Origin of the sequence: Curtobacterium sp. VKM Ac-2852, assembly GCF_013205045.1 — a bacterium.
Classification (GTDB): Bacteria; Actinomycetota; Actinomycetes; order Actinomycetales; family Microbacteriaceae; genus Curtobacterium; species Curtobacterium flaccumfaciens.
The window spans coordinates 1,257,396-1,281,550 of record NZ_JABMLI010000001.1; the positions used below are offsets into that span (position 1 = coordinate 1,257,396).

The 24,155-nt window shown below is 71.9% G+C and carries 24 protein-coding genes and 1 tRNA gene; 15 read left to right on the forward strand and 10 right to left on the reverse strand.

Annotation, left to right across the window (positions count from 1 at the left end; translation table 11 throughout):
- Positions 1-69: 69 nt before the first annotated feature.
- Complete coding sequence (locus HQQ79_RS06220) at positions 70-339, reverse strand: glutaredoxin family protein (protein WP_017888006.1); 270 nt, start codon at positions 337-339, stop codon at positions 70-72.
- A 74-nt stretch (positions 340-413) separates the two neighbouring features.
- Between HQQ79_RS06220 and HQQ79_RS06225 the strand changes: the two genes are divergently transcribed.
- The 7 genes from HQQ79_RS06225 (at position 414) to HQQ79_RS06255 (ending at position 7,589) form a co-directional block, all read left to right on the forward strand.
- Positions 414-1,379: a PrsW family intramembrane metalloprotease gene (locus HQQ79_RS06225; RefSeq protein WP_173032989.1), complete on the forward strand. Its 966-nt coding sequence runs from the start codon at positions 414-416 to the stop codon at positions 1,377-1,379.
- Between the two features lie 42 nt (positions 1,380-1,421).
- A complete protein-coding gene (locus HQQ79_RS06230) occupies positions 1,422-3,131 on the forward strand; it encodes an adenosylhomocysteinase (protein WP_173032991.1) in 1,710 nt (569 codons plus the stop codon).
- On the forward strand, positions 3,128-4,513 hold the full coding sequence (locus HQQ79_RS06235) for an amidohydrolase family protein (RefSeq protein ID WP_173032999.1): 1,386 nt from the start codon (positions 3,128-3,130) through the stop codon (positions 4,511-4,513). Before HQQ79_RS06230 ends, HQQ79_RS06235 begins: the two co-directional genes overlap by 4 nt.
- Positions 4,510-5,028: a cupin domain-containing protein gene (locus tag HQQ79_RS06240; protein ID WP_254066069.1), complete on the forward strand. Its 519-nt coding sequence runs from the start codon at positions 4,510-4,512 to the stop codon at positions 5,026-5,028. Before HQQ79_RS06235 ends, HQQ79_RS06240 begins: the two co-directional genes overlap by 4 nt.
- A gap of 83 nt (positions 5,029-5,111) precedes the next feature.
- A complete protein-coding gene (locus HQQ79_RS06245) occupies positions 5,112-5,933 on the forward strand; it encodes an ABC transporter substrate-binding protein (protein ID WP_027466573.1) in 822 nt (273 codons plus the stop codon).
- Between the two features lie 4 nt (positions 5,934-5,937).
- On the forward strand, positions 5,938-6,816 hold the full coding sequence (locus tag HQQ79_RS06250; RefSeq protein ID WP_173033001.1) for an amino acid ABC transporter permease: 879 nt from the start codon (positions 5,938-5,940) through the stop codon (positions 6,814-6,816).
- Positions 6,813-7,589, forward strand: coding sequence for an amino acid ABC transporter ATP-binding protein (locus HQQ79_RS06255; protein WP_173033003.1), 777 nt, complete (start codon positions 6,813-6,815; stop codon positions 7,587-7,589). Before HQQ79_RS06250 ends, HQQ79_RS06255 begins: the two co-directional genes overlap by 4 nt.
- On the opposite strand, the gene HQQ79_RS06260 is transcribed toward HQQ79_RS06255, so the two are convergent.
- Positions 7,586-8,551, reverse strand: coding sequence for an NAD(P)H-quinone oxidoreductase (locus HQQ79_RS06260; protein WP_173033005.1), 966 nt, complete (start codon positions 8,549-8,551; stop codon positions 7,586-7,588). The genes HQQ79_RS06255 and HQQ79_RS06260 overlap by 4 nt on opposite strands.
- Positions 8,552-8,700: 149 nt before the next feature.
- Here HQQ79_RS06260 and HQQ79_RS06265 point away from each other — a divergent pair, with 149 nt between their 5' ends.
- Positions 8,701-9,153 carry a hypothetical protein gene (locus HQQ79_RS06265; protein WP_173033007.1) on the forward strand — a complete coding sequence of 151 codons (453 nt, stop codon included), beginning with the start codon at positions 8,701-8,703 and terminating at the stop codon, positions 9,151-9,153.
- 101 nt (positions 9,154-9,254) lie between these two features.
- On the opposite strand, the gene HQQ79_RS06270 is transcribed toward HQQ79_RS06265, so the two are convergent.
- The 4 genes from HQQ79_RS06270 to HQQ79_RS06285 all read right to left on the reverse strand — a co-directional run bounded on the left by HQQ79_RS06270 (position 9,255) and on the right by HQQ79_RS06285 (position 12,952).
- The gene (locus HQQ79_RS06270) at positions 9,255-10,133 is read right to left on the reverse strand and encodes an aldo/keto reductase (RefSeq protein WP_111058093.1); all 879 of its coding nucleotides are present in this window, start codon (positions 10,131-10,133) and stop codon (positions 9,255-9,257) included.
- Between the two features lie 76 nt (positions 10,134-10,209).
- Positions 10,210-11,457: an FAD-dependent oxidoreductase gene (locus HQQ79_RS06275; protein WP_173033009.1), complete on the reverse strand. Its 1,248-nt coding sequence runs from the start codon at positions 11,455-11,457 to the stop codon at positions 10,210-10,212.
- A 144-nt stretch (positions 11,458-11,601) separates the two neighbouring features.
- On the reverse strand, positions 11,602-12,069 hold the full coding sequence (locus HQQ79_RS06280) for a DUF6264 family protein (RefSeq protein WP_111058095.1): 468 nt from the start codon (positions 12,067-12,069) through the stop codon (positions 11,602-11,604).
- A 10-nt stretch (positions 12,070-12,079) separates the two neighbouring features.
- On the reverse strand, positions 12,080-12,952 hold the full coding sequence (locus tag HQQ79_RS06285) for a CoA ester lyase (protein ID WP_017887994.1): 873 nt from the start codon (positions 12,950-12,952) through the stop codon (positions 12,080-12,082).
- A gap of 310 nt (positions 12,953-13,262) precedes the next feature.
- Between HQQ79_RS06285 and HQQ79_RS06290 the strand changes: the two genes are divergently transcribed.
- Together HQQ79_RS06290 and HQQ79_RS06295 are read left to right on the forward strand one after the other, a co-directional pair.
- Positions 13,263-16,943 carry an AAA family ATPase gene (locus HQQ79_RS06290; protein WP_232536667.1) on the forward strand — a complete coding sequence of 1,227 codons (3,681 nt, stop codon included), beginning with the start codon at positions 13,263-13,265 and terminating at the stop codon, positions 16,941-16,943.
- Positions 16,944-17,245: 302 nt separating this feature from the next.
- Positions 17,246-17,830, forward strand: coding sequence for a CDP-alcohol phosphatidyltransferase family protein (locus HQQ79_RS06295; RefSeq protein ID WP_051596961.1), 585 nt, complete (start codon positions 17,246-17,248; stop codon positions 17,828-17,830).
- Positions 17,831-17,929: 99 nt separating this feature from the next.
- Here HQQ79_RS06295 and mscL read toward each other — a convergent pair whose 3' ends face one another.
- The 3 genes from mscL to HQQ79_RS06310 all read right to left on the reverse strand — a co-directional run bounded on the left by mscL (position 17,930) and on the right by HQQ79_RS06310 (position 19,378).
- Complete coding sequence (gene mscL / locus HQQ79_RS06300) at positions 17,930-18,424, reverse strand: large conductance mechanosensitive channel protein MscL (RefSeq protein ID WP_027466563.1); 495 nt, start codon at positions 18,422-18,424, stop codon at positions 17,930-17,932.
- Between the two features lie 77 nt (positions 18,425-18,501).
- On the reverse strand, positions 18,502-18,792 hold the full coding sequence (locus HQQ79_RS06305) for an FmdB family zinc ribbon protein (RefSeq protein WP_111058097.1): 291 nt from the start codon (positions 18,790-18,792) through the stop codon (positions 18,502-18,504).
- A gap of 1 nt (position 18,793) precedes the next feature.
- Positions 18,794-19,378, reverse strand: coding sequence for a 5-formyltetrahydrofolate cyclo-ligase (locus HQQ79_RS06310; protein ID WP_071244110.1), 585 nt, complete (start codon positions 19,376-19,378; stop codon positions 18,794-18,796).
- 115 nt (positions 19,379-19,493) lie between these two features.
- Here HQQ79_RS06310 and galU point away from each other — a divergent pair, with 115 nt between their 5' ends.
- The 4 genes from galU to HQQ79_RS06330 all read left to right on the forward strand — a co-directional run bounded on the left by galU (position 19,494) and on the right by HQQ79_RS06330 (position 22,502).
- On the forward strand, positions 19,494-20,384 hold the full coding sequence (gene galU, locus HQQ79_RS06315) for a UTP--glucose-1-phosphate uridylyltransferase GalU (protein ID WP_027466560.1): 891 nt from the start codon (positions 19,494-19,496) through the stop codon (positions 20,382-20,384).
- Positions 20,385-20,472: 88 nt separating this feature from the next.
- Positions 20,473-21,132, forward strand: a complete 660-nt coding sequence (locus HQQ79_RS06320) for a GNAT family N-acetyltransferase (protein ID WP_173033011.1) — start codon at positions 20,473-20,475, stop codon at positions 21,130-21,132.
- 117 nt (positions 21,133-21,249) lie between these two features.
- The gene (locus HQQ79_RS06325; RefSeq protein WP_173033013.1) at positions 21,250-22,353 is read left to right on the forward strand and encodes a hypothetical protein; all 1,104 of its coding nucleotides are present in this window, start codon (positions 21,250-21,252) and stop codon (positions 22,351-22,353) included.
- A gap of 73 nt (positions 22,354-22,426) precedes the next feature.
- Positions 22,427-22,502 (forward strand) — tRNA-Ala (locus tag HQQ79_RS06330).
- A 72-nt stretch (positions 22,503-22,574) separates the two neighbouring features.
- Here HQQ79_RS06330 and HQQ79_RS06335 read toward each other — a convergent pair.
- The gene (locus HQQ79_RS06335; protein ID WP_027466558.1) at positions 22,575-22,958 is read right to left on the reverse strand and encodes a hypothetical protein; all 384 of its coding nucleotides are present in this window, start codon (positions 22,956-22,958) and stop codon (positions 22,575-22,577) included.
- Between the two features lie 107 nt (positions 22,959-23,065).
- On the opposite strand from HQQ79_RS06335, the gene HQQ79_RS06340 reads away from it, so the two are divergent.
- Entirely contained in the window at positions 23,066-24,124 is a 1,059-nt protein-coding gene (locus HQQ79_RS06340; RefSeq protein ID WP_173033015.1) for an amidase domain-containing protein, read from the forward strand.
- The last annotated feature ends 31 nt before the right edge of the window (positions 24,125-24,155 follow it).

The following is a 24,155-nucleotide window of genomic DNA, read 5'->3' on the forward strand; positions in this document are numbered from 1 at the left end:
GGTTGCCGGAGTCAGGGCCGACATCCGACGAAACTCCGGGGTTCCTGGGAGGACTGTCGGGTTCGCCGATCAGACGACGCCGGAAGCCTCGAGCTCGGCCCGCAGCTCGGCGTCCGACGGCTCGACGAAGTGCTTGCCGTTGGGCAGCACCACGACGGGGATGTTCTTCCGGCCGCTGATGGCCTCGGCGCGGTCGGCCGCGGACAGGTCCTGCTCCACGTCGACGTACTCGTAGTCCACGCCGAGGGTGTCGAGCAGCGCCTTGGACCGACGGCAGTCGCGGCACCAGTCGGCACCGAACATGGTCACGCGGTCGGGGGCAGTCGTCGCATCGCTCATGTGCAGAGAGTACGTCGGAGCGCCCCCGGGCATTCCCGTGACACCCCTCGCCCTGCCCGGAGCACGATGTGCCCATGAGCCTGCCCTGGGACACGCCCGTCGCACACCCCCACCACCGCCACGGCTGGTGGTGGAAGACCCTGCTCGTCGGCTTCGTGCTGTGGGTCGTCACGATCATCGTCACGGTGTCGACGCAGAACACGAACCTCGTGCCGACGATCATCCTGCTCGGCAGCTTCCTCGTGCCGTTCACCGTCGTGCTGTTCGTGATCGAGCGGGTCACCGGCACGGTCAGCACCATGCAGCTCGTCACGGCGTTCTTCGTGGGCGGGATCCTCGGGGTGCTCGGGGCGTCACTGCTCGAGGCCGACCTGGAGCAGGGAGCCGGGCTCTACCTGGTCGTCGGCTTCGTCGAGGAGTTCGTGAAGGGCGTCCTGCTCGTCGTCGTGGGGTGGCGCGTCCGCCCGAAGACGGCGAGGCAGGGTGCGCTGCTCGGCGCGACGATCGGTGCCGGGTTCGCCGCGTTCGAGTCCGCGGGCTACGCCTTCAACGCGGCGATCACGGCCCGGGGGATCGACCTGGCGTCGCTCCTGCAAACCGAGGTGGTCCGCGCGGTGCTGGCGCCGGTCGGGCACGTGCTGTGGACGGCGATCCTCGGTGCGGTGCTGTTCGGCGCAGCCACCGGACGCGCTCGCTTCCGCTGGTCGTGGCCGCCGATCGTGGCGTACGTGGTCGTCTCGGTGCTGCACGGGCTGTGGGACGCGAACGGCACGATCGCCACGCTGATCGCGTTCGTCGTGTCCGGGGTCCCGTTCTCGGCCGCGCAGTACGGCATGGTGCCGGCGGCGGTCGGCGGGATCGTGACGACCGTCTACGTGATCGGGCTCGCGATCGTGAGCCTCATCGGCGTCGCCGTGCTGGTCGGTGTGCTCCGGCACCACCGCGGACGCACGCAGGCCCTGTCGGCCCCCGGCGGGCGGGACGCGACGCAGGCACCCGCCGGGTGGGACGGGACGCCCGGACCCGACCGCCTGCGCTGACCCCCGCCGGAGCGCCGCTGCCGCTCGCCCTACGATTGGCACATGCCGCCAGCACCCGACCCCGCGACGCTGGCCTGGGCCTCGGCGGCCGTTCGGCGCTTCGCCGCGGCGACCAACCTGCTCGTCGCCGCCCGCCGGTTCCGCATCGTCGGCGGTGACCCCCGGGATGCCGCGGCGCTGCGGCACCTGCTGACCGCACTCGGCGCGCGCGAGGCCGAGCAGCCGAACCACCAGCACCAGCCGTCCGACCTCGTCGACCAGCTCTGGTGCCTCGGCACGCCCGACGAATCGACCCCCGCGGTCGAGCAGGCCGCCGCCCGCCCGCGCGGCACCACCCTGGTCGTCATCGACGCCGGCCGGTACCTGCCCGCCGTCGACGAGGACGCCTTCGGCCCCGTCGCACCCGCCCGCCCCGGCGTGCTCGCCGTCCCGATGCTGTCCGACGACGTCTTCCTGGTGTCCACCGGCCGCGACCCCGAGGAGGACCCCGCGGCGGACGCCCGCCTGCGCTGGGCACGACGGTCGATGCCGGTTGCCCGCTCGGTCGCCGCGGAGCTCCGCGACGGCGGACTCCTGCGCGGCACACGCATCGGTGTCGCGATGTTCCTCGAGCCAAAGACGGCGGTGCTGAGCCTGCTGCTCCGTGACGCCGGTGGCGAGGTCGTGGTCTACGCCCACGCCGACGAGACCGACGACGCCGTCGCCGACGCACTGCGGTCCGCCGGCCTGACGGTGTTCGCGAGCAGCACGGCGACGCTCCCCGAGCAGAAGCAGCTGGCCCTCGCGATGCTCGACACCGCGCCGCACATCCTGCTCGACGACGGCTCGCACGTCATCCGGCTCGCCCACCAGGAACGCCCCGACCTGCTGCCGACGATGCTCGGCGCCGCCGAGGAGACCACGAGCGGCCTGCGGCCCCTGCGGGTGCTGGCAGCGCGCGGCGAGCTCGGCATCCCCGTGATCGCGGTGAACGACGCCCGCACCAAGACGTTCTTCGACAACCGGTACGGCACCGGGCAGTCGACCGTGTTCGCGGTGCTCGACCTGGTCGACGGGCTCGCGTCCGGCACACACCGGGTGATGCCGGGAGGCGCGGCGGTCGTCGCCGGGTTCGGGCACGTCGGCGAGGGGGTCGCCCTGGTGCTGACCGCCCTCGGGTTCCGGGTGACGGTCGCCGAGACCGACCCGGTCCGCGCCCTGCAGGCGCGGTTCGCCGGGTACGCCGTGGCCCCGCTCGTCGAGGCGGTGCGCGACGCCGACCTCGTGATGAGCGCCACCGGGGTGCCGGACACCATCGACCTCGAGGTGCTCCGTGCCTGCGCGGACGGTGCGGTCCTCGCCGTCGCGGGTGGGGTCGACCAGGAGATCGCCATCGACGACGCCCTCGCCGCCGGGGCCCGGCGCCAGGACGTGGGGCCGAAGGCCGAGCGGTTCGTGTTCCCCGGGGCCGACGGCGGGCCGATCGTGCTCGACGGCGGCGGCTGCATCAACATCACCGCGGCCGAGGGCAACCCGGTCGAGATCATGGACCTGTCGTTCGCCGTGCAGCTCGGCGCCGTCCGGATGCTCCTGGAACGCGGCGACGAGCTGGAGCGTGCCGTCGTGCCGATCGACCCCGCGGTCGACGACGTGACCGCCCGCGCGGCGCTCGCCGCCTTCGGGAGCCGACCCGTGGGCCCAGGCCTTCCCGCTGAGCACCCGGCGGACCGCGAGCCGGACGTCCGGACCCACCGTTTCGGAGACCCGGCATGATCGCTCGTCCACACCCGGTCACCGTGCACTCGGCGCGCGTCGTCGTCCCGATGACGGCGCCGCCGATCGCCGACGGCGCGGTGGCCGTGCAGGACGGCCGCATCCTGCACGTCGGCGACCGGTCGTGGGTCATCGACCAGCTCACCGGGTCCGGCGCGACCTTCACCGAGCGGCAGTGGCGCGGCGCGCTCCTGCCCGGACTCGTGAACGCGCACTCGCACCTCCAGTACACCGGCATGTCCGGTGTCGGCCGACGTCAGTACAACGGGTTCGAGGACTGGGCCGCGGCGTTCAACGTCGACTACGCCGAACCGCACGACTGGCGGGCCGAGGCCGCGGACGGTGCACGGGCGTCGATCCTGGCCGGCGTCACGAGCATCGCGGACATCGTCACCGACATCGAGGCCTCGACCGCGCTGCAGGACGCCGGGCTCGGTGGCATCGCGTACTGGGAGGTGATGGACTGGGAGAACGACGCCTGGCAGACGCACGGTCGCGACCAGGTGCTCGACGAACTCGACCGCATCCCCACGACACCCGGTGCCGGCCTGTCGCCGCACGCGCCGTACTCGCTCGAGGTCGCTCCGCTGCTCGAGCTCCCCGACATCGTGCGGCAGCGCGGCCTGCGGCTGCACCTGCACCTCGGTGAGGCGGCGTTCGAGGGGGAGCGCACCGCCCTCGGTCCGGTGCCCGGGCTCGACGGGGTCGACGGCGTCGGCCACGGGAACGACTGGCACCTGGCGAACGTGCCGTCGTTCCGGGCGCTGCGAGCCCTGGGCTTCGGTGCCAGCGCGACCGCGTTCGTCGACCGCCTCGGCGTGCTCGGGCCGGACTGCCACATCGCCCACGGCGTGTACATGACCGCCGCCGACCGGGCGCTCCTGCGCGCCCGTGGCACGGCGGTGGCGCTGTGCCCCCGCTCCAACGCCGTCATCGGCCTCGACCCGCCGCCCGTCGCGGACTACCTGCGCGAGGGCAGCCCGATCGCGATCGGCACCGACTCCCTGTCGTCGTCGCCGTCCCTCGACCTGATGGCCGACGTCACCGCGCTGCACCGCATCGCCCGCGCCCAGGGCTACGGGCACCGTGACCTGCACGAGCGACTGCTCGCAGCGGCGACCCTCGGCGGTGCGCACGCGATGGGGCTGGCCGTCGGACCGGACCGCATCGGGCACCTCGCCGTCGGGGCGCGCGCCGACCTGGCGGTCTTCGACGTCGACGCCCGCACGGTGCCGGACGCGCTCGCCGAGCTCGTCGAGGACGGCGCCGGGCGGGCGGCCGCCACCGTGATCCGCGGGGTCGTCCGCGCGGCGGCGGGCGTCGTCACCGAGGCGGCTTCCCCGCACATGGACACCCCCGCACCGCACCAGGAGGAACGATGACCGAGTCCGCACCCCACCCCGGCATGGCCGCACGCCGAACCGTCACCGGTGAGCTCATCGAGTGGCTCGACGTGCCGAAGCGCGCGATCGCCCTCGGCATGGAACCGCACCCCGAGGGTGGCTGGTACGTCCGCACCTGGACCTCGCCGGCGACGGTCGCCACCCCCGCGGGGGAACGTCCCGCCGCCACGCTGATCCACTTCCTGCTGCCCCCGGGCGAGGCCTCCGCCTGGCACCGGGTCACGAGCGACGAGATCTGGATGTGGCACGGGCCGGACACCGTCGACCTGCAGCTCGGCGGCGACGGTGACGTCCCCGAACCCGGCGCGACGATCACCCTCGGCCCGGACGCCGGACGCGACCGGGTGAACGACGCGCAGGCGTTCGTGCGCGGTGGCGTGTGGCAGCGGACGATCCCGGGCGACGGCGAGGTGCTGCTGAGCTGCCTGGTGTCGCCGGGCTTCTCGTTCGACGACTTCACGATGGCCGACGACGGGGACCCTGCCGCCGAGTAGCACCGCGACACCGTTTCGCGTTGGTATCCCACCGCGAAGTACACTTCGACCTGCCCCCACACCCCTCGCACGAAGGCCCGACCGTGACCCGTCACCTCCGCTTCACCCTCGCCGTCGCCACCGCCGCGGTCGCCGCCCTCGCCCTGTCGGCCTGCTCCGCCGGGGGCAGCAGCAACGCCGACGGCACCGTGACCGACGGCAAGCTCACGATCGCCACCGGCGACCCGGCGTACTCGCCCTGGATCGAGGACAACAAGCCCGAGTCCGGCAAGGGCTTCGAGTCCGCCGTGGCGTACGCCGTCGCGAAGGAGATGGGCTACGGCAAGTCCGACGTCGTCTGGAAGCGCAGCACCTTCGACAGCGCCATCGCACCGGGGCCGAAGGACTGGGACCTCAACGTCCAGCAGTTCTCGATCGACGCGAAGCGCAAGAAGGCCGTCGACATGTCGAGCGCCTACTACACGACGACCCAGGCGGTCGTGACGACGTCCGGGTCGAAGGCCGCCGACGACACCACGATCGCCGCGCTCAAGCAGGACGCCATCGGCGTCGCGACCGGTTCGACGAGCATCGCGAGCGTCAAGGACGTCCTCGGGGTCACGCCGCAGGTGTTCAACTCGAACGACGACGCCGTGCTCGCGCTCAAGTCCGGGCAGATCGACGCGATCGTCACCGACCTGCCGACGGCGTTCTACATGGCCTCGGCGCAGCTCGACGACGGCACCGTGTCCGCGCAGTTCCCGTCCGACGGCAAGGGTGACGAGTTCGGCTTCGTCCTGCCGAAGGACTCGGAGCTCACGAGCAAGGTCGACAAGGCCCTGAAGACCCTCGACGACGACGGCACCCTGCAGGACCTGCAGACCAAGTGGCTCTCGTCGGAGACCGGTACGCCGGTCTTGAAGTAACCGGATGACCCTGCCAGCAGGGGCCGGCACCCCGGTCGCCGCACCCGCGCCGAGCCAGGTCGAGCTCGAGCGTCGGCTCTACCGTCGCCAGCGTGGCCGTCGCTCCGTCGTGGTGTCGGTCGTCTCCACCCTGGTCGTGCTCGCCATCGTGTACTTCGGCGTCGTGAACACCCCCGGGTGGGCGGCGGTGCAGCAGTCGTTCTTCGACCCGGAGACCGCGGTCGACACGTTCCCGGACATCCTGCTGGGCCTCTGGTTGAACGTCCGGATCCTGTTCTTCAGCGCCATCGGCGTCGCCGTCTTCGGCACGCTGCTCGCGGTCGTCCGAGGCCTGCGCAACCCCGTGTTCTTCCCACTGCGGATGCTCGCGACCGGCTACACGGACCTGTTCCGCGGCCTGCCGCTCATCATCGTGCTCTACCTGGTCGGCTACGGCATCCCCGGGCTCGGGGTGTTCCCGCGGCTCCCCGCCGAGGTCTGGGGCACGATCGCGATCACCCTGACCTACTCGTCCTACATCGCCGAGGTGCTCCGGGCCGGCATGGAGGCCGTGCACCCCTCCCAGCGCCTGGCCGCCCGGTCGCTCGGACTCTCGCACGCCAAGACGCTGCGGCTCGTGGTGCTGCCGCAGGCGATCCGCAAGGTCACCCCGGCGCTGATGAACGACTTCGTGTCGATGCAGAAGGACGTCGGTCTGGTGTCGATCCTCGGGGCCGTCGACGCGGTCCGCTCCGCCCAGATCGCGCAGGCCGAGACCTACAACTTCACGCCGTACTTCGTCGCCGGGCTGCTGTTCGTCGTGATCAGCCTGCCGCTGATCCGCGTCACGGACGCGATCGCGCGTCGCCAGCAGCGGCGCGAGCAGATCGGAGGGACCGTATGAGCGAGGCCGGCCTGGAGGCCCGTGGTGCGTCCGGTACGGACGCCGCGGTCCTCGAACTGCGCGGGTTGCGCAAGGCGTTCGGCGAGCACGAGGTCCTGCGCGGGATCGACCTGACGGTCCACCGCCACCAGGTCATCTGCGTCATCGGGGCCTCGGGCTCCGGCAAGTCGACGCTGCTCAAGACGGTCAACCTGCTCGAGGGCATCGACGACGGCGAGATCCTGCTGCAGGGCACGGACATCGCCGACCCGCGCATCGCCGTCGACGCCGTGCGGGCGCGCATCGGTGTGGTGTTCCAGCAGTTCAACCTGTTCCCGCACATGAGCGTGCTCGACAACGTCACGCTCGCCTCCCGCCAGGTGCACGGCATCGGACGGGCCCAGGCCGAGGACACTGCTCGCCGGCTGCTCGACCGGATCGGGCTCGCCTCGTTCGCCGATGCGTACCCCGACCGCCTGTCCGGCGGGCAGCAGCAGCGCGTCGCCATCGTCCGGGCGATCGCGTCGGACCCGGAACTCCTGCTGCTCGACGAGGTCACGAGCGCCCTCGACCCGCAGCTCGTCGGTGAGGTGCTCGACCTGGTCACGGAGCTGAAGCGACAGGGTTCGACGATCCTGATGACGACGCACGAGATGCACTTCGCGCGGAACGTCGCCGACCGGATCGTGTTCCTGCACCGCGGCGAGGTCGTCGAGCAGGGTTCCCCCGCCGACGTCCTCGACCACCCGCAGCACCCGGCGCTCGTCGAGTTCCTCGCCCGCGTGCACGCCTAGGGCGTCAGCAGCACCTTGCCGATGACCTCGCCGTCGCGCACGCGGCGGTGGGCCTCCTCGACGTCGGCCAGGGGCAGCACCGAGTCGATGACCGGGCGCACCCGGCGATCGGCGACCAGTGGCCAGACGTTGTAGCGGACCGCCTCGACGATGGCGGCCTTCTCGGCGAGCGGCCGTGCGCGCAGGGTCGTGCCGCTGATGGTCGCGCGCTTCCGCATGAGCACCCCGAAGTCGAGCTCGGCGGTGCGGCCGCTGCCCGAGGCGATGACCGCGACGTGCCCGTTCGGGGCGAGCGCCTGCAGGTTCCGCTCCAGGTAGGACGGTCCGACGACGTCGAGCACGACGTCGACGCCGACACCGTCGGTGAACGCCATGACGCGTTCCACGAAGTCCTCCGTGCGGTGGTCGATGACCAGGTCGGCGCCGAGGTCACGGGACGCGGCGACCTTGCGGTCGCCGCCGCTCGTCGCGATCACCGTCGCACCGAGGGCCTTCGCCCACAGCACCGCGTGCGACCCCATGCCGCCCGTGCCCCCGTGCACCAGGAGCGTCTGCCCGGGGCGGAGTCCGGCGAGCATGCCGATGTTGGAATAGACCGTGCACGCGGCTTCGGGCAGTCCGGCCGCCTCGACCAGGTCGACGCCCTCGGGGACCGGCAGCACCTGGGTGACCGGCGCGACCACGAGTGCCGCGTACCCGCCGCCGGAGAGCAACGCGCACACCCGGTCGCCCACCGCCACGGTCGTGACGCCCGCGCCGACGGCCCGCACCGTGCCGGAGACCTCGAGCCCGAGGATCTCCGACGCCCCGGGCGGCGGCGGGTAGTTCCCGGCGCGCTGCTGCAGGTCGGCGTTGTTGACGCCGGCCGCGGCGACCTCGATCAGGACCTCGTCCGTGCCGGGTTCGGGGTCGGGCAGGTCGGTGACGGACATGGAAGCGTCGTCGAACGTGATGGCTCGCATGCCCTCGACGGTACGCGCCACCCGCCTCCGGCCGGCTGCCGGTCGCCCACAACCGCCGCCGGTGTCCCTGTGGAGGTTCCCTGTACGCTCGACGACGGATCTGCACCTCATCCGGGGGAGTGCGGACAGATCGAGGGGGACTCTCCACCATGCCCAAGAAGCTCATCGCGCTGGCCACCGCCGGCCTCGCACTCACGCTGCTCGCCGGTTGCTCCGGCGGCGACTCGGGCTCGTCCAGCGCACCGTCGGCCTCGAAGACCGCCGCCGCGGCACCCGCCCAGACCAAGGGGGAAGCCTGCTCCCTGCTCGAGAACGAACTCGCGTCGTTCCTCAAGGAGCAGGGTTCGAGCTCTGCCCCGGCCGACCCGAAGGCCCGTGCGGCGCTCGTCGACGAGTTCGTCCAGCGCATCGACTCGGCTCTGAAGAAGGTCTCGAACGACCAGGTCCACGACACGTTCGAGGACTTCTCCGGCGCGGCGAAGGGCTACAGCTCCGCCATCCGCTCCGGTGCGGCCGAGGACTCCGCCGAGGTCAAGAAGGCCCAGACCGAGGTGCAGACCACCCTCGACCAGGTCTCGGCGGTCTGCCCCGCCAAGAGCTGAGCGGTCCCACGCGCAGCCCCGCACGTGACGACGCCCCGCCGCTCCTGGACCAGGAGCGGCGGGGCGTCGTGCGTCCCCCGTCGGGGGACGGGGGACGGGCGTCAGACCGCCGCGGGCTGCGAGGCGTCGAGGCGTGCGACGTCCTCCGGCCGCAGCCGCACGGTCGGCGCCGTGATCGAGTTCAGGATCGACTGCGGCCGCGACGCACCGGGAATCGGCACGACGACGTCGCTCTTCTGCAGCTCCCACGCCAGCGCGATGACCTGCGGGGTGACCCCACGGTCGCGGGCGATGTACGCGAAGTCCTCGAACGCCGTCCCGAGGTCCGCCGCGCTCCCGATGCCACCGAGGGGGCTCCACGGCAGGAACGCGATGCCGAGCTCGTCGCACAGTTCGAGCTCCGGCTCACTCGACCGGAACTTCGGCGAGTACTGGTTCTGCACCGACGCCAGGCGTCCGCCGAGCACCTCGTTCGCGGTGCGGATCTGGTCCGGGTCGGCGTTCGAGATGCCCGCCATCCGGATGACGCCCTCGTCGAGCAGCTCGGCGAGCGCGCCGATCGAGTCGGCGTACGGCACGGCCGGGTCGGGGCGGTGGAACTGGTACAGGCCGATCTGCTCGACGCCGAGCCGCTTCGCCGAGGCCTTCGCCGCCTCCTTCAGGTACTCCGGGTGCCCGTTCTGCGCCCAGTTGCCGGCCTCGGGGCGCAGGTGTCCGCCCTTCGTCGCGATGAGCACGTCCGAGGTGTCGGCGTGGAACTCCCGGACGGCCCGCGCGATGAGCTCCTCGTTGTGCCCCACCTCGTCGTGGCCGCCCAGGTGGTACGCGTCGGCGGTGTCGATGAGCGTGACACCGTTCTCGAGCGCTGCGTGGATCGTGGCGATGGACTGACGCTCGTCCGGCCGGCCCTCGATCGACATGGGCATCCCGCCCAGACCGATGGCACTGACGGACACGTCTCCGATGACTCGTTGCTTCATCGGCCCAGCATGCGCCCGGCCCCGACGCCGACGCCCAGTTCCCGCACGACGAGGCGCCCGCACCGACGAGCCCCGGTCACCGACGAGCCCATTCCGGCGCGTGCTCAGGCAGCGGACCGAACGCGATGCCGCGGGCGTAGAGGCCCCGGACCGGCGGGACCCAGCGGGCGAGCAGCACCGGGAGCAGCGGCGGACCGTCCTGCAGGTGGCCGGCGAAGGCGCGTTCGAACACGACCCGGTGCAGCACCGCCTGCGCGGCCTGCACCAGGGCTGCGGGCGGGGTCCGACGACGCTGGACTGCTGCGAGCGCCCGGTCGAGGCCGCCACCGCGGAGCCCCCGTCGGAGCGCCGGCACCAGGATCGTCGCCGTCGCCACCGCGTCCTGCACCGCGAGGTTGATGCCGACCCCGCCGGCGGGCGACATCGCGTGTGCGGCGTCCCCGATGCAGAGCAGCCCCGGACGCCACCACCGGCGCAGGCGGTCCATGCGGACGTCGAGCACGTGCACGTCGTCCATCGAGGCGATCGCGTCGACCCGGTCCGCGAAGTCCGGTCGGAGCCGCGCCACCCGGGCACGGAAGGCCTCAACCCCCGCGGCGCGTAGGGCCGCGTCCGAGCCCTTCGGCGCGAAGTACGCGACCTGGTGGTAGTCCGGCCGCGGGAAGCTGAGCAGCACGTCCCGGTCCGAGAACGCGGGGGTGAGGGCGCTCGCCGCGTCCCCGGGGTGCCGAGGCAACCGGAACCACCAGGTGTCGAACGGCACCCGGAACGCCCGTGGCATGAGCCCGGCGGCGCGACGCAGCACCGAGTTCCGTCCGTCGCAGGCGATCACGACGTCGGCGCGGAGTTCCTCGGGCTCGCCGGCCCCGTCCCTCGGCCGCAGGTGGACCCCGGTCACGACCCCGTTCTCCTCGATGAGTCCGGTCGCCGCGAGCCCCATCGAGACGCGGAACGACGGTTCCCGACGGGCGGCGGTCACGAGCAGGTCGAGCAGGTCCCACTGCGGCACCATCGCCACGTGGTCGTACGGCGGTGCGAGACGCGAGAAGTCACCGAGCAGCAGCCGCGAGCCATCGGGCATCGGCAGCGAGAAGTCGTCGAGGCGTGACTGCGGCAACGCCCGGAACGCTGCACCGAGTCCGAGTTCGTCGAGCAGCCGGATGGTCGAGGCGTGCACCGTGTCGCCCCGGAAGTCCCGGTTGAAGTCGTCGTGCCGCTCGAGCACGCGCACGTCGACGCCGGCGCGGGCGAGCAGCAGCCCGAGGACGACCCCTGCGGGGCCGCCACCGACCACCGCGACCGTCGTCCGCGACACCGTCACCATGCCCGGGACGCTACCCCGGTCCGGACCGGAGGCGCGTGGCGGCCCCGACCCGCGCCTCCAGGCCGGAACGCACACGCGTTCGCAGGCCCGACACGCGGCGGACGACCGGTGTCCGGTCGGAAGGGTGGTGTCCGTGCGCGTCGGTCAGGCGCTGGCGGACACCGACGACGATCCGGACCCGCTGTCGACGGCGTTCACGAAGACGACCCCGCCCCAGGCAATGACGACGATCGCGAGCACGAAGCCGATCGCCGCGATCCACCACGACGGCTTCCGTCGGATCCACGCGCCGATCGACAGCACGATCGTGGCGACCCCGATGACGAAGGCGCCACCGACCGCGATGGCCGCGCCACCGAAGTACCCACCGGGTGTGCACCCGGCCGAGGCGTCGCACTCTGCCGTGGCCGAGGCGATCGCGACGATGCCGACGACCGCCGTGATCGCGGTCATGACGGCACCGAACACCAGGAGCAGCACCGTCGAGATCCGGTCGGCGAGCTTCGCCGGCGGGAACAGCGTGGTGCCACCGCGCTCCCACGCCGCGCGCTGCGCGTCCGTGGGGCCGGAGGAGGACTGCGGCGGAGGGCCGGGGACGTTGGACCAGGTCATGCGTGCAGTCCTACCGCGCCTCGACCCCGAACGCCTGTGCGAGCCGCTGGATCTTCTGCGCCCGACCCAGCCGCGGCAGGTCGGAACCGTCGCGGATGACCCGGCCGCGGGCCTCGAAGTCGTCGAGGAAGTCCTGCGCCCAGGCGACGTCGGTCGGCGTGGGGGAGATGACCTCGTTGATGACGGGGAGCTGCTCGGTGTCCAGGCACAGCTTGCCGGTGAGGCCGAGCGACACGGCCACCTGCGACTGCTCGCGGAGGATCGGGTGCGACGACCCGACCGTGGGGCCGTCGATCGGACCCGGCAGGTCGCCGACGCGCGAGGCGACGACCAGCTTCGACCGCGGGTACGCCATCGCGAGCGTGTCGGCGCTGGTCCCGGTGTCACGGCGGTAGTCGCCGGAACCGAAGGCCAGGCGGAACGCGCCCTGCGCCTTGGCGATCGACACCGACTCCTCGATGCCCAGGGCCGACTCGACGAGGGCGATCACCGGCGTCTGGCCGCCGAGCCGGTGCCAGGTGTCGGTGACCTGGGCGGGGGACTCGGTCTTGGCGAGCATGACGCCCTGCAGCCCGGGCAGGCCGCGGAGCTCCTCGACGTCGTCCGCCCAGAAGTCCGTGGTGACGTCGTTGATGCGCACCCAGGCCTCGCCGCCGCCTGCGAGCCATGCGGCGACGCCCTGCCGGGCCGAGGGCTTCGCGGCGGGGTCGACGGCGTCCTCGATGTCCAGGATGATCTGGTCGGCGCGGGAGCGCTGGGACTTGTCGAACCGGTCGGTGGCGGTGCCGGACACCAGCAGCCACGACCGTGAGATCTCGGCGGGGACCGATCGACGCCGGTTCGGCGTGGGGGCGGACGGAGCGGTGCGGTCGTCGATGGCCATGCCCCGTTGGTACCACACCGGACGGGGCCGCCGTCGGATCGGACGCGCCGCACGTCGGGTCTGACGCCGGTCAGGTCCGTGCGGAAACCCCGAAACCTCGGTTCATTGCCAGAGAGGCCGTCCGGTTCCGCCTACAGTGTCGGATGTGTGGCGAGCGGACAGGGTGACCGACGGTGAGGACGACGTGAACGACGACGTCCCCGTCGAGGGTGCCCGCGCGCGCCCCGACGACGATCGAGACGAGCAGCAGGACGTGGACCAGGAACGGACCGACGACGAGCCGGACCGCACGCTCCGCCCGGAGCTGCAGATGACGAGCCCGCAGGCGATCAGCCTCGGCGACCCGCGGTTGCAGGCCGGCAACGCGGCCGAACCGACGTGGGACGGCTGGCGCACCCAGTTGACCGGTGTCGGCGGCACGAGCCCGCTCACGCACTTCAGCGACCACCCGCGCGCCCGCATCGAGCTCTCGACCACCCACCCGGGCGGTCTCGCGCAGTTCATCACCGGCAAGACGACCCTGCTGTCCAGCCTGATCCGCGACGAGGTGGCGCTCCGTGCCGCCCGCGTGGCCGCCGGACACGTCGAGGCCAAGGGCACCGAGCTCGCCACCGTGCGCGGCATCGACGCCGTGAAGCTCGGCATCGGCATGGCCGACTGGAAGCACGGCGACGAGCAGTTCCGCGGCCCGGTGCTCCTGCGCCCCCTGGCGATCCGCCGGCACGGACGCGACTTCGAGGTGCGCCTGCTCGGCGAACCGGTGCTCAACCCGGGCCTCGCCGACGCGCTGCACGAGCAGTTCGGGGTCATCCTCGACGCGCAGTCCTTCGTGGCCCTCGCGCAGCAGGACGGCTCCTTCACGCCGAACCCCGTCATCGACCGCCTGCGTGGCCTGACCGCGCACATCCCCGGCTTCTCGGTGCACGCACGCCTCGTGGTGTCCACCTTCGCCGAGGTCGCGACCGGCATGGTCGAGGACACCGGCGACCTGTCGCACCCCGTGCTCGACGCCCTCGCCGGCAACCCGAGCGCGAAGTGGCAGGTCGAGCAGTCCTACCACCCGGTCGAGCAGACCCCGTCGGACGAGCGCAGCCCGGAGACCGACACGCTCCTGCTCGACGCCGACGACGAGCAGGAGAACGTGATCGCGCAGATCACGGCCGGCAACTCCATCGTCGTGAAGACCCTTCCAGGCACCGGTGGCACCCAGACCATCGTGAACGCCCTGGGTGGCCTGGTCGCCGCGAACAAGCGCGTGCTCGTCGTGAGCCCGCGCCGCGCGACCCTGCGGGGCATCGCCGCTCGCTTCGGTGAGGTCCAGCTGCCCGGGGTCGCTGTCACGCCGTCGACCCTGCGCCGCGACGTCGTCCGTGCCATCGCCCGGAACGAGAAGGCCGCGCGTCCGAACCTCCGCGAGGTCGACGACGCACTGGTCCGCCTGCGCAAGGTGCTGAAGGACTACCGCGGATCGCTCACCCGCAAGGACCCCGACTTCGGCGTCTCGGTGCTCGACTGCCTGGTGGAGCTGTCGCGCCTGTCGCTGCTGCCCGTCGCCCCCTCGACCACCGCGCGCCTGTCGAAGCAGTCCGTCGCCTCGATGGTCGACGGCCGTTCGCGGGTCGCCGAGACGATGGTCAGCGCCGCGAACCTCGGTGAGTTCCGCTACGGCCCCGACGACTCGCCCTGGTACGGCGCGAAGTTCGGTTCGAGCGACGGTGCCCAGCGTGCGCACCGCATCGCGAAGGACCTCGACGCCGACGGCCTGCCGACCCTGCTCCGCCGCGCCCACGACCTGGTGAGCTCGACGCACATGCGCCAGTTCACGACGATCAACGAGCTCGGCATCTACCTGCGCCTGCTCACCGAGATCCGTGACACGCTCGACCGCTTCCTGCCGGTGGTCTTCGACCGCTCGGTGTCCGAGCTCGTGGCCGCCACCGCCCCCCGCGGCGAGGGCGCCCCGATGTCGTCGACGAACCGTCGCCGGCTCAAGAAGCTCGCCCGCGAGTACGTCCGCCCGGGCGTGCACGTGTCCGACCTGCACGAGGCCCTGACCCGCGTCCAGCAGCAGCGGGTGCTCTGGCAGCGCTACGTCGCCGCCGGTGTGAACCCCGAGGTGCCCACGGGCATCGCCGACGTCCAGGTGCTGTTCTCGAACGTCGCCGAGGACCTCGCGCGCCTCGACGAGCCGCTGGGCCGCACCGAGCGCGATCGCCAGCTCGCGAACACCCCGGTCGACCAGCTCGTCCCGACCATCGCCGAGCTCGCCGCCGAGTCCGACGTCCTGCACAACCTGCAGGAGCGCACCGAGCTCATGCAGACCCTGCGCGACCTGCAGCTCGAGCCGCTCATCACCGACCTGGCGAACCGGCACGTGCCGGACGTGCAGGTGCCGGCCGAGCTCGAGCTCGCCTGGTGGCAGTCCGCCCTCGAGACCATGCTCGAGTCCGACCGGGCACTGCTCGGCGCGAACACCGACATGCTCGACCGGGTCGAGGCCGACTTCCGCCTGGTGGACGACGCCCACGCGGCCGGGGTCTCCCAGGGCCTCGCGTGGCAGCTCGCCGAGAACTGGAAGGTCGGTCTCGTCGACTGGCCCGAGGAAGCGACGGCGCTCAAGACCCAGCTCCGCGACGGCGCGATCACCTCGCGTCTGCTGCAGGACTCCGCACCGCACCTGTCCCGGTCGATCGCGCCCGTCTGGCTCGCCAGCCCGTACGAGGTGCCGCAGATCGCCGACACGATGCCCTTCGACACCGTGATCCTGGTCGACGCCGGCGCCGTGACGATCGCCGAGACCGTCGGAGCCGTCCGTCGGGCCCGGCAGACCGTCGTGTTCGGCGACCCGGTCACCCAGACGCCGTCGCCGTTCCGCATCGCCGTGGACCCCGAGCACCGGGCGCTGCAGGTCGACGAGGGCACGCTCGACGCGTTCCACGCCGACTCCGCCCTGGCGAAGCTGTCCACCCTGCTGCCGACCCTGTCGCTGTCGCGGTCGTACCGCGCCGGCGGCGAGGACCTCGCCGAGCTCGTGAACCGTCGCTTCTACGGCGGCAAGATCGAGTCCCTGCCGTGGGCCGGCTCGTTCCTCGGCCACGGGTCGATCGCGCTCGACTACGTCAGCGACGGCAAGGCCGTCCCGGACCCCGAGTCCGGTGCCGTCGAGAGCGTCGACGCCGAGGTGGACCGCGTGGTCCGGCTCGTCATCGACCACGCCCGCACCCGTCCGACCGAGTCGCTCATGGTCATCACCGCATCGGCGAAGCACGCCGTGCGCGTCGAACAGGCCGTGCTGACCGCCGCCCAGGGCCACAAGGACCTGACCGAGTTCGTGATCGGCGACCGTGCCGAGCCGTTCATCGTGGCGACGCTCGAGCAATCGGTGGCGCAGAGCCGCGACCGCGTCGTGTTCTCCATCGGCTACGGCCGCACCCCGCACGGCCGCGTGCTGCGCGACTTCGGTCCGCTCGGCAAGCCCGGCGGCGAGCGGCTGCTGGCGGTCGCCATGACCCGCGCGCGTCGCTCGATGGTCATCGTCACCTGCTTCCAGCCGTCGGACATCGAGGCCGAGCGCATGGGCCACGGCACCGTCGCCCTCGCCGAGATCCTGGCCGAGGTGCGTGCCCGGACCACCGCCGAGTACGTGCCGGACGACTCCGACCCGCTGCTCGTCGACCTGGCCCGGCGCCTCGAGATGCGTGGCATCCCGGTGGCGCTCGGACACCGCGGCAAGCTCGGCCTCGTCGCCGCGCACGGCGGCGTGTGCGTCACGATCGAGACCGATGCGTCGCTGGTCAAGGGATCGCTGCGCGAGTCCCTGCGCCTGCGTCCCGAGGTGCTCCGCCGACTCGGCTGGCACTACGTGCGCGTGCACGCGTTCCAGCTGTTCTCCGACCCGGACCGCGTCGCCGACACCGTCGCCGCCGTGCTCGGGGTCGACCGCGGCGCCACGCAGGAGATCTCGATCCCCCCGATCCCCGCCCGCCGATGAGCCGCCGCGCCTCGCGGCCCGCCGGTCCGGTGACGCCGGAGACGGACCAGCTGGTGGGCACGTGGACGCGGGCCGACGACGCGTCGTCAGCCGCGCCTCCCGGCCCGGCAGCGTCGTCCGGACGCGAGACGGCGGACCAGCCGGGAGGCCCGGCGCGCCGCCGCAGACGCGTCACCACCCAGCCGGTGGCGGGCTACGACCCCGCGCCGCCGCCGGAACCGGCGCGGCACCGCGACGGTGAGAACGACGACCAGCTCCGGCGCGACGTCCCCCCGCACTGGTAACCGGTAGCCTGGCCCGTGATGACTGACACCGCGCGACAGCGCCCCGACTGGCAGACCTGGCCGAACCTGATCACGCTGTTCCGCCTCGTGCTGATCCCGGTGTTCATCGGCCTCGTCGTCGCCGGCCACCCGGGGTGGGCGCTCGTCGCCCTCGTCGTGATCGGCGTGAGTGACTGGGCGGACGGCTTCATCGCCCGCAAGTTCGACCAGGGGTCCAAGCTCGGCAAGGCGATCGACCCCGTCGCCGACCGCCTGGCCATCATCGCGATCGTGCTGTCCCTGGTGCTCGTCGGCCTGCTGCCCTGGTGGGTGGTGGCGGTCGTGGTGCTCGTCGACCTGGTGCTCGTCGTCCTGTCGAGCGTGCTGTTCCACGGCAACCCGGACCTCGACGTCACGTGGACGGGCAAGATCCGCTCGGCCCTGCTGTTCGTCGGGCTGCCGGTGCTGCTGTTCTCCGCGGTGCACACCGTCGACGAGAACGCACCGTGGGTCCGGGTCGTGGCCCTGGTGTTCGTGTACCTCGGCACCGCGGGCCACGTGCTCGCCGGCGCCCAGTACGCCGTCGCGATGTTCGCGAAGCGCCGCGCGGTCCCCGCCGCCTGACGCGGCCGCCCGCTCCGCAAAACACCGGTGTTCACGCTGCGCACCGCGGTTTGCGGGTGTGCAGCGCGCGAACACCGGTGTCTTGCGACGGCGCCGGGGCTAGAGCTTCGTCGAGCCGCCGATGCCGGGCCCCTCGGGAGCGTTCGACGGGGCGATGTGCGCGCCCGCGCTCGTGGCGCCGCCGGTCTGCGGGCGGAGCAGGTCGCGGATCTCGAGCAGCACCTCAACGTCGGTCGGGGGCACGTCCTGCGGGGTCTGCTCCTCGTCGTTCTTGACGCGCTCGAACGCCGCCTTCTTCAGGTGGTTGACCGGCACGACGAGCGCGAAGTACACGACCGCGGCGACGATGACGAAGTTCAGGACGGCACCGATGATCGCGCCGAACTTCAGTTCTGCGTCACCGCCGGAGAACGTGGGGATCGCCACGACCAGCGCCTTGTCGAGGCTCGAGGCGTTGAACACCGCACCGATGAGCGGGTTGATCAGGGCGCTGACGATCGTGCTGACGATCGCGGTGAACGCCGCACCGATGACGACTGCGACGGCCAGGTCGATGACGTTGCCGCGGAGCAGGAACTCCTTGAAGCCCTTCATGCGAGGGTCTCCTTCCGGGTCGAGGACGGCCGCCGGGTGGCGACGCGCCCCAACCTATCCGGAGAGCGCAGGCCGCGTCAGGACGCGGCGGGCTTCGAGCCGCTGGGCTTCGACTCGGTCTTCTTCGCCGGCTCGGACTTCTTCGGCTCGGACTTCGCGGGAGTGCTCGACGAGCCCTCGGACTTCGGGGCCGGACGCGAGTCGGTGCGGTAGAAACCACCACCGTTGAAGGTCACGCCGACGGGGGAGAACACCTTCCGCAGGACGCCGCCGCAGACCGGGCACTCCGTCAGGGTGGCGTCGGAGAAGGACTGCTTGATGTCGAACGCGTTGTCGCACTCGGTGCAACGGTACGAGTAGGTGGGCACGTCAGCTCCGGAACGTGATGATGCGCGACGGCGTGATGATGCCGTCAACGGGTTCGTCGTGGGGTTCGCGCGGGACCTCGTCGAGGTACTCCGCGTCGAAGATCACAGCATAGACGGGCGGGCGGTTCGCCATGGACCCGAGGGTCTTGTCGTAGTAGCCGCGGCCCCAGCCCATGCGGACGCCGTCGTGCCCGACCGCCGCCGCCGGGGCGAGGATCGCGTCGACGTCGTTGATCGCGAGCGGGGACAGCACCTCGCCGACCACCTCGGGCAGGCCGAGCAGGCTCTCGGTCTCGCTCTCGCCGTCGCCGACGGCCCAGTCGAGCAGCCCGTCCTCGCGGGTGACCGGCAGCAGCACGCGGATGCCCTGCCCGAACGCCCAGTTCAGGAACGGGCGGACGTTCGGCTCGTCCGGTGCGGACAGGTACAGGGCGAGGGACGTCACCTGGCGTTCCTCGACGAAGCGCTGCAGGGTCGCGGTCAGGGTCTGGGTGTCCGCGTCGCGTTCGGTCGTGGTCCGGGTGCGCCGCCGCTGCCGGAGTTCGGCTCGCAGGGCGCGCTTCTCGTTCCCGAGATCGGCGATCATGGGCAGGAGTCTACCGAGGGGGCACGGTTGCGGCTTCCCGCCGGGAACCCGCGGGGTCCCGTGTCCCCCGGAGCGACGACATGCCCTCGAAAGGGGGATCGGATACGGTCTGACCATGGGCTTCCAGATTTCGAAGGCGGTGATCCCGGCCGCAGGGCTGGGTACCCGCTTCCTCCCCGCGACCAAGGCGATGCCGAAGGAGATGCTCCCCGTCGTCGACAAGCCGGCCATCCAGTACGTGGTGGAAGAGGCTGTCGGTGCCGGGCTGACCGACGTGCTGATGATCACCGGGCGCAACAAGAACGCGCTCGAGAACCACTTCGACCACGTGTCGGAGCTCGAGGAGACCCTCCGCAAGAAGGGCGACCACGAGAAGCTGCAGAAGGTGAACCAGTCGACGGACCTCGCCGACATGCACTACGTGCGGCAGGGCGACCCGCTCGGCCTCGGCCACGCGGTGCTCCGCGCGAAGATGCACGTCGGCCGCGAGCCGTTCGCCGTGCTCCTCGGTGACGACATCATCGACGCCCGTGACCCGCTGCTCCAGCGCATGATCGAGGTCCAGGGCGAGAAGAACGCCACCATCGTGGCCCTGCTCGAGGTCCCCGAGTCGCAGACCCACCTGTACGGCATCGCCACGGTCGAGCCGACCGACACCGACGACGTGGTGAAGATCACCGGGCTCGTCGAGAAGCCCCCGCAGGGCGAGGCGCCCTCGAACCTGGCCATCATCGGCCGCTACGTCATCCGTCCCGAGGTCTTCGACGTCCTCGAGAAGCAGGAGCCGGGCAAGGGCGGCGAGATCCAGCTGACCGACGCGCTCATGAAGATGGCGAGCGCCGAAGAGTGGACCGGCGGCGTGTACGGCGTCGTGTTCCGTGGACGCCGGTACGACACCGGTGACAAACTCGACTACATCAAGGCGATCGTGCAGCTCGCCTCGGACCGCGATGACCTCGGCCCCGACCTCAAGTCGTGGCTGAAGGAGTTCAACGCGGGCGAATAGTCGGCCATCCCGCCCGGGTCCGTCACATGACGGACCCGGGCGGGACACCCCGTCCCGCACAGCGGCGGGACCCCGGAGGAACCCAGCGATGACGACGATCCCGACCCTGTCCCACGGGCGGGTCACCATCCGGCCCCTCCGGCTCCGCGACACCCGCGACCTCGACGCGGCACTCGCGACGAACCGCTCGTGGCTCCGCACCTGGGAGGCCACGAACCCCTCCGGACACGTCTCCACCGACGTCCGCGGCAGCATCCGCGCGCTCCAGGCCAACGCCCGCGCGGGACTCGGACTCCCGTTCGCGATGGAGCTCGACGGCCGCTTCGTCGGTCAGCTCAACGTCTCCGGCATCTCCTACGGCTCGCTCGCGAGTGCCTCCATCGGCTACTGGGTCGTCGAGGACGCCGCCGGCCACAACGTGACGCCGATCTCGGTCGCCTTGGCCGTCGACCACTGCTTCCGGTCGCTCGGCGTGCACCGGATCGAGATCTGCATCCGGCCGGAGAACGCCCCGAGCCTGCGCGTCGTCGAGAAGCTCGGCTTCCGGTACGAGGGACTCCGTCGCCGCTACATCCACATCAACGGGGACTGGCGCGACCACTTCTGCTTCGCGCTGGTGGCGGAAGAGGTCCGCGGCGGCGTCCTCGAGCGCTGGGTCCAGGGGCAGGTGCCTCCCGGTGTGGGGACCGTGCCGCTCCCCGCACGCGACGAGGCCGCCATGCCGCTGGACACCACGCCCCGCATCTGACGGGCCACCGCTGACGGTCTGGAGGCGCGGCTCGCCCTCCGCAGATTCGCCCCCGACACGCGCAACACGCGTCCGGCAATGACGCGGCGCGGGAACCGCCGCCCCTACCGTGTTCGCATGGCAGGAATCGGCTCGTGGGGTGGCGGCATCGTCCTGCTCGTCGCGGCCGTCCTCTGGCTCGTCTACCTGATGCCGTCGTGGGCCGCCCGCCGCCAGTACCTGGCCACCGAGCGGAACGCCATCCGGCTGCAGCAGACCCTCCGGATCCTCGCGCAGACCGCCGAGCTGCCGGACGAGGTCCGCATCGAGATGAACGCGAAGTCCCTCGCCCAGGCGCAGCGCGTCGCCCGGTCCGAAGAGGCCAAGCGCACCGCCATCGTCCGAGCCCACGAAGCGGCGCGGCAGCGTGAGATCACCCGCCGCCTGGCCGAGCAGGCCCCGGTGCTGGAGCGGGCGTCCGCCGTGCCGGCCCTGACCGCGATGCGCATGCGTCGTTCCCGACTCGGGGCGACCCTGTTCGGCACGCTCGGCATCGTCGTGGCCCTCGTGGTGTTCGTCGCGGCACCGTCGCTCTGGCTCGTCGGTGTCGCAGGCCTGGTCGCCGCCGGTGGGTCCGCAGCGGTCCTGGCCCAGCTGCACCAGGTGGCGACGGCGCGGAAGCAGCGTCTCGCGGCCGGCGAGACGGGCGCGACCCGCGCCTCCCGGCCGGCCACCGCCTGGACCGACCCGGCCCCGCCCCTGTCGACCGAGCAGCCCGCTGCACCCGCTGCGGACCGCTCGTGGACCCCGAACCACGTGCCCAAGCCCCTCTACGTGGAGCGGCCGAGCGCACCGGCTGCATCGCCCGAGTCGTCGGCGGAACTCGCCGCGCGGTTGAAGGAGCGCGTCGCCGCGGCCAAGGCGGAAGCCGAGGCCGAAGCGGCGGCGATCCGGGCGGGGGAGTCCGACCCGTCGCTGGCGCGGGTCTCGCGGATGCGACCCGAGCTCGAGGAAGCTGCGGCATCGCTGTCCGCGCACGACCAGGGGCGTCTGGCCGAGCGGCTCGGGCTGCGGGCGCCCGCTGCTCCTGCTGCCGCTGCCTCCGCTGCTGCTCCCGCTGCCGACGAGCCCGCCGCTCCCGCCGGTCCGCCGAGCAAGTGGGCCGGCATGGGGGTCCTCGACGACGACGCCTACCAGCAGGCCGACCTCGACGCGATCATGCGACGGCGCCGCGCGGTCTGACCCGCGGCACGCCCGACGGGCCCCCGGCGATTTCGGCTGGGCCGACCGAGGGTGCTAATGTGATCGAGCACTTGGGGCTATGGCGCAGTTGGTAGCGCGTCTCGTTCGCAATGAGAAGGTCAGGGGTTCGAATCCCCTTAGCTCCACCAGGTAGCACCACGAACGGCCCGGAACCCACAGGTTCCGGGCCGTTCTGCCGTGGTCGGGCTGTTCGTCGTGCGTCAGCCCGCGATGCTCTCCGTCAGCACGCCGGACTGCGCGAAGGTGGTGTGGATCGCGTTCGCGGCCTGCTCGAAGGCCCGGTTGCCGCGCGAGATGCCGAGCGCTCCGCCCTTGATCGCGGACTTGCCGGAGCCGCGCAGCAGCCGGGCGACGGTGCGGCCGTCCGGGGCGATCATGATCTGCACGTCCAGGCGGGTGTGGAACGTGCGGTCGTTCGCCATGCCGCCGATGAGCAGCGTCAGGCCGAGGCTGCCGCGGGTCGCACGGAGTGAACCCTGCTCGGCGTCGTCGACGGTGTAGCCCTCGCGGGACAGGGCCTCGCGCACCTGCGCACGGGCGGTCTCGGGGTCGGTCGCGACGAAGAAGTCGTGGCTCTCGGGCATGTGTGTGTTCCTTCCGAACGGGTCCGCTGGGACACGGAGGACGCTCGCCCCCGAAGACGATCATGCCGTGTCGGAACGACGGAGGTGTCGCTTACGCTGGTCGTGTCATGACTGCCTCGATGAACCGCCGCGCACTCCTGTCCCTCGCCGGCGTCGCCGGGATCGGGCTCGCCGTCGCGGCGTGCTCCTCCGGCAACGACAAGGGCGGCGACTCGGGCAAGGGCTCGGGCGGCGGGCGCGGGAGCTCCGGTGGTGGCGACAAGACGTCGACGACGACCGCGAAACCCGTCGCGAAGTCCCTCACTCCGGCGCAGGTCCCGCTCGCCGGTGGCGTCACGGTCACCGTGACGGGGACCGGACTCGCCGCCGTCAAGGGCGTCACCGTCGGCGGAGTCGCGGCGCGTGACGTGCGGGCCACCGCGTCGAAGGTGACCTTCACGGCCCCGCACCAGGCGATGTACACCGCCGGTGACGCAGAGGTCGCACTCTTCACGTCCGCGATCGAACCGACCCCGTCGGCGAACCAGTCCTCCGACGGCAACGGCAGCGCCGCGAACGACGGGCAGAGCGGCGCCACCCAGGACACCGCGACCGCATCACCGACGCCGACCGCCGCAGCGACGCCCGCTGCGGGCAGCGCGGTCGCCTCGACCACCCTCGCCTACGCCGCACTGACCGACGTCGACCGGCAGCTCGCCTACGCGATGCGGTACTGGAAGGACTACAACCTCGCCGAGTACGGCACGATGAACCCCATCGGTGGCGACTGCGCGAACTACGTCAGCCAGACCCTCATCGCCCGTGGGTGGGAGCAGCGGTCCGACTGGTACAACCGGGCCGCCGGTGCCGAGCACAGCGCGACGTGGACCTACTGCCCGACGATGGACCCCTGGCTCGCGGACAACGCGGGCGAGTTCGGGCTCACCCGGCGTTCCTCGGACGAGCGCGACAAGGTCAAGGTCGGCGACATCGTGTTCTTCGACTGGAACGCCAACGGCTCACCCGACCACACCACCATCGTGTCCGAGGTCTTCACCGAGCCCGACGGCACCATCCGCATCAAGTCGGCGAGCCACAACCAGGACGGCCCCTACCGCGACCTCGACGAGATGATCACGGTGCAGCACCCCGGCGGATCGGCCTGGTTCCACACGTTCGACGCGTAGCGCTCACCAGGCCCGCAAGACACCGGTGTTC

Bases quoted from the DNA above. Each gene is read 5' to 3' on its own strand.
- HQQ79_RS06220 (WP_017888006.1), bottom strand. From the start codon at position 339: ATGAGCGATGCGACGACTGCCCCCGACCGCGTGACCATGTTCGGTGCC.
- HQQ79_RS06225 (WP_173032989.1), top strand. From the start codon at position 414: ATGAGCCTGCCCTGGGACACGCCCGTCGCACACCCCCACCACCGCCAC.
- HQQ79_RS06230 (WP_173032991.1), top strand. From the start codon at position 1,422: ATGCCGCCAGCACCCGACCCCGCGACGCTGGCCTGGGCCTCGGCGGCC.
- HQQ79_RS06235 (WP_173032999.1), top strand. From the start codon at position 3,128: ATGATCGCTCGTCCACACCCGGTCACCGTGCACTCGGCGCGCGTCGTC.
- HQQ79_RS06240 (WP_254066069.1), top strand. From the start codon at position 4,510: ATGACCGAGTCCGCACCCCACCCCGGCATGGCCGCACGCCGAACCGTC.
- HQQ79_RS06250 (WP_173033001.1), top strand. From the start codon at position 5,938: ATGACCCTGCCAGCAGGGGCCGGCACCCCGGTCGCCGCACCCGCGCCG.
- HQQ79_RS06255 (WP_173033003.1), top strand. From the start codon at position 6,813: ATGAGCGAGGCCGGCCTGGAGGCCCGTGGTGCGTCCGGTACGGACGCC.
- HQQ79_RS06260 (WP_173033005.1), bottom strand. From the start codon at position 8,551: ATGCGAGCCATCACGTTCGACGACGCTTCCATGTCCGTCACCGACCTG.
- HQQ79_RS06265 (WP_173033007.1), top strand. From the start codon at position 8,701: ATGCCCAAGAAGCTCATCGCGCTGGCCACCGCCGGCCTCGCACTCACG.
- HQQ79_RS06270 (WP_111058093.1), bottom strand. From the start codon at position 10,133: ATGAAGCAACGAGTCATCGGAGACGTGTCCGTCAGTGCCATCGGTCTG.
- HQQ79_RS06275 (WP_173033009.1), bottom strand. From the start codon at position 11,457: ATGGTGACGGTGTCGCGGACGACGGTCGCGGTGGTCGGTGGCGGCCCC.
- HQQ79_RS06280 (WP_111058095.1), bottom strand. From the start codon at position 12,069: ATGACCTGGTCCAACGTCCCCGGCCCTCCGCCGCAGTCCTCCTCCGGC.
- HQQ79_RS06285 (WP_017887994.1), bottom strand. From the start codon at position 12,952: ATGGCCATCGACGACCGCACCGCTCCGTCCGCCCCCACGCCGAACCGG.
- HQQ79_RS06290 (WP_232536667.1), top strand. From the start codon at position 13,263: ATGACGAGCCCGCAGGCGATCAGCCTCGGCGACCCGCGGTTGCAGGCC.
- HQQ79_RS06295 (WP_051596961.1), top strand. From the start codon at position 17,246: ATGACTGACACCGCGCGACAGCGCCCCGACTGGCAGACCTGGCCGAAC.
- mscL (WP_027466563.1), bottom strand. From the start codon at position 18,424: ATGAAGGGCTTCAAGGAGTTCCTGCTCCGCGGCAACGTCATCGACCTG.
- HQQ79_RS06310 (WP_071244110.1), bottom strand. From the start codon at position 19,378: ATGATCGCCGATCTCGGGAACGAGAAGCGCGCCCTGCGAGCCGAACTC.
- galU (WP_027466560.1), top strand. From the start codon at position 19,494: ATGGGCTTCCAGATTTCGAAGGCGGTGATCCCGGCCGCAGGGCTGGGT.
- HQQ79_RS06320 (WP_173033011.1), top strand. From the start codon at position 20,473: ATGACGACGATCCCGACCCTGTCCCACGGGCGGGTCACCATCCGGCCC.
- HQQ79_RS06325 (WP_173033013.1), top strand. From the start codon at position 21,250: ATGGCAGGAATCGGCTCGTGGGGTGGCGGCATCGTCCTGCTCGTCGCG.
- HQQ79_RS06335 (WP_027466558.1), bottom strand. From the start codon at position 22,958: ATGCCCGAGAGCCACGACTTCTTCGTCGCGACCGACCCCGAGACCGCC.
- HQQ79_RS06340 (WP_173033015.1), top strand. From the start codon at position 23,066: ATGACTGCCTCGATGAACCGCCGCGCACTCCTGTCCCTCGCCGGCGTC.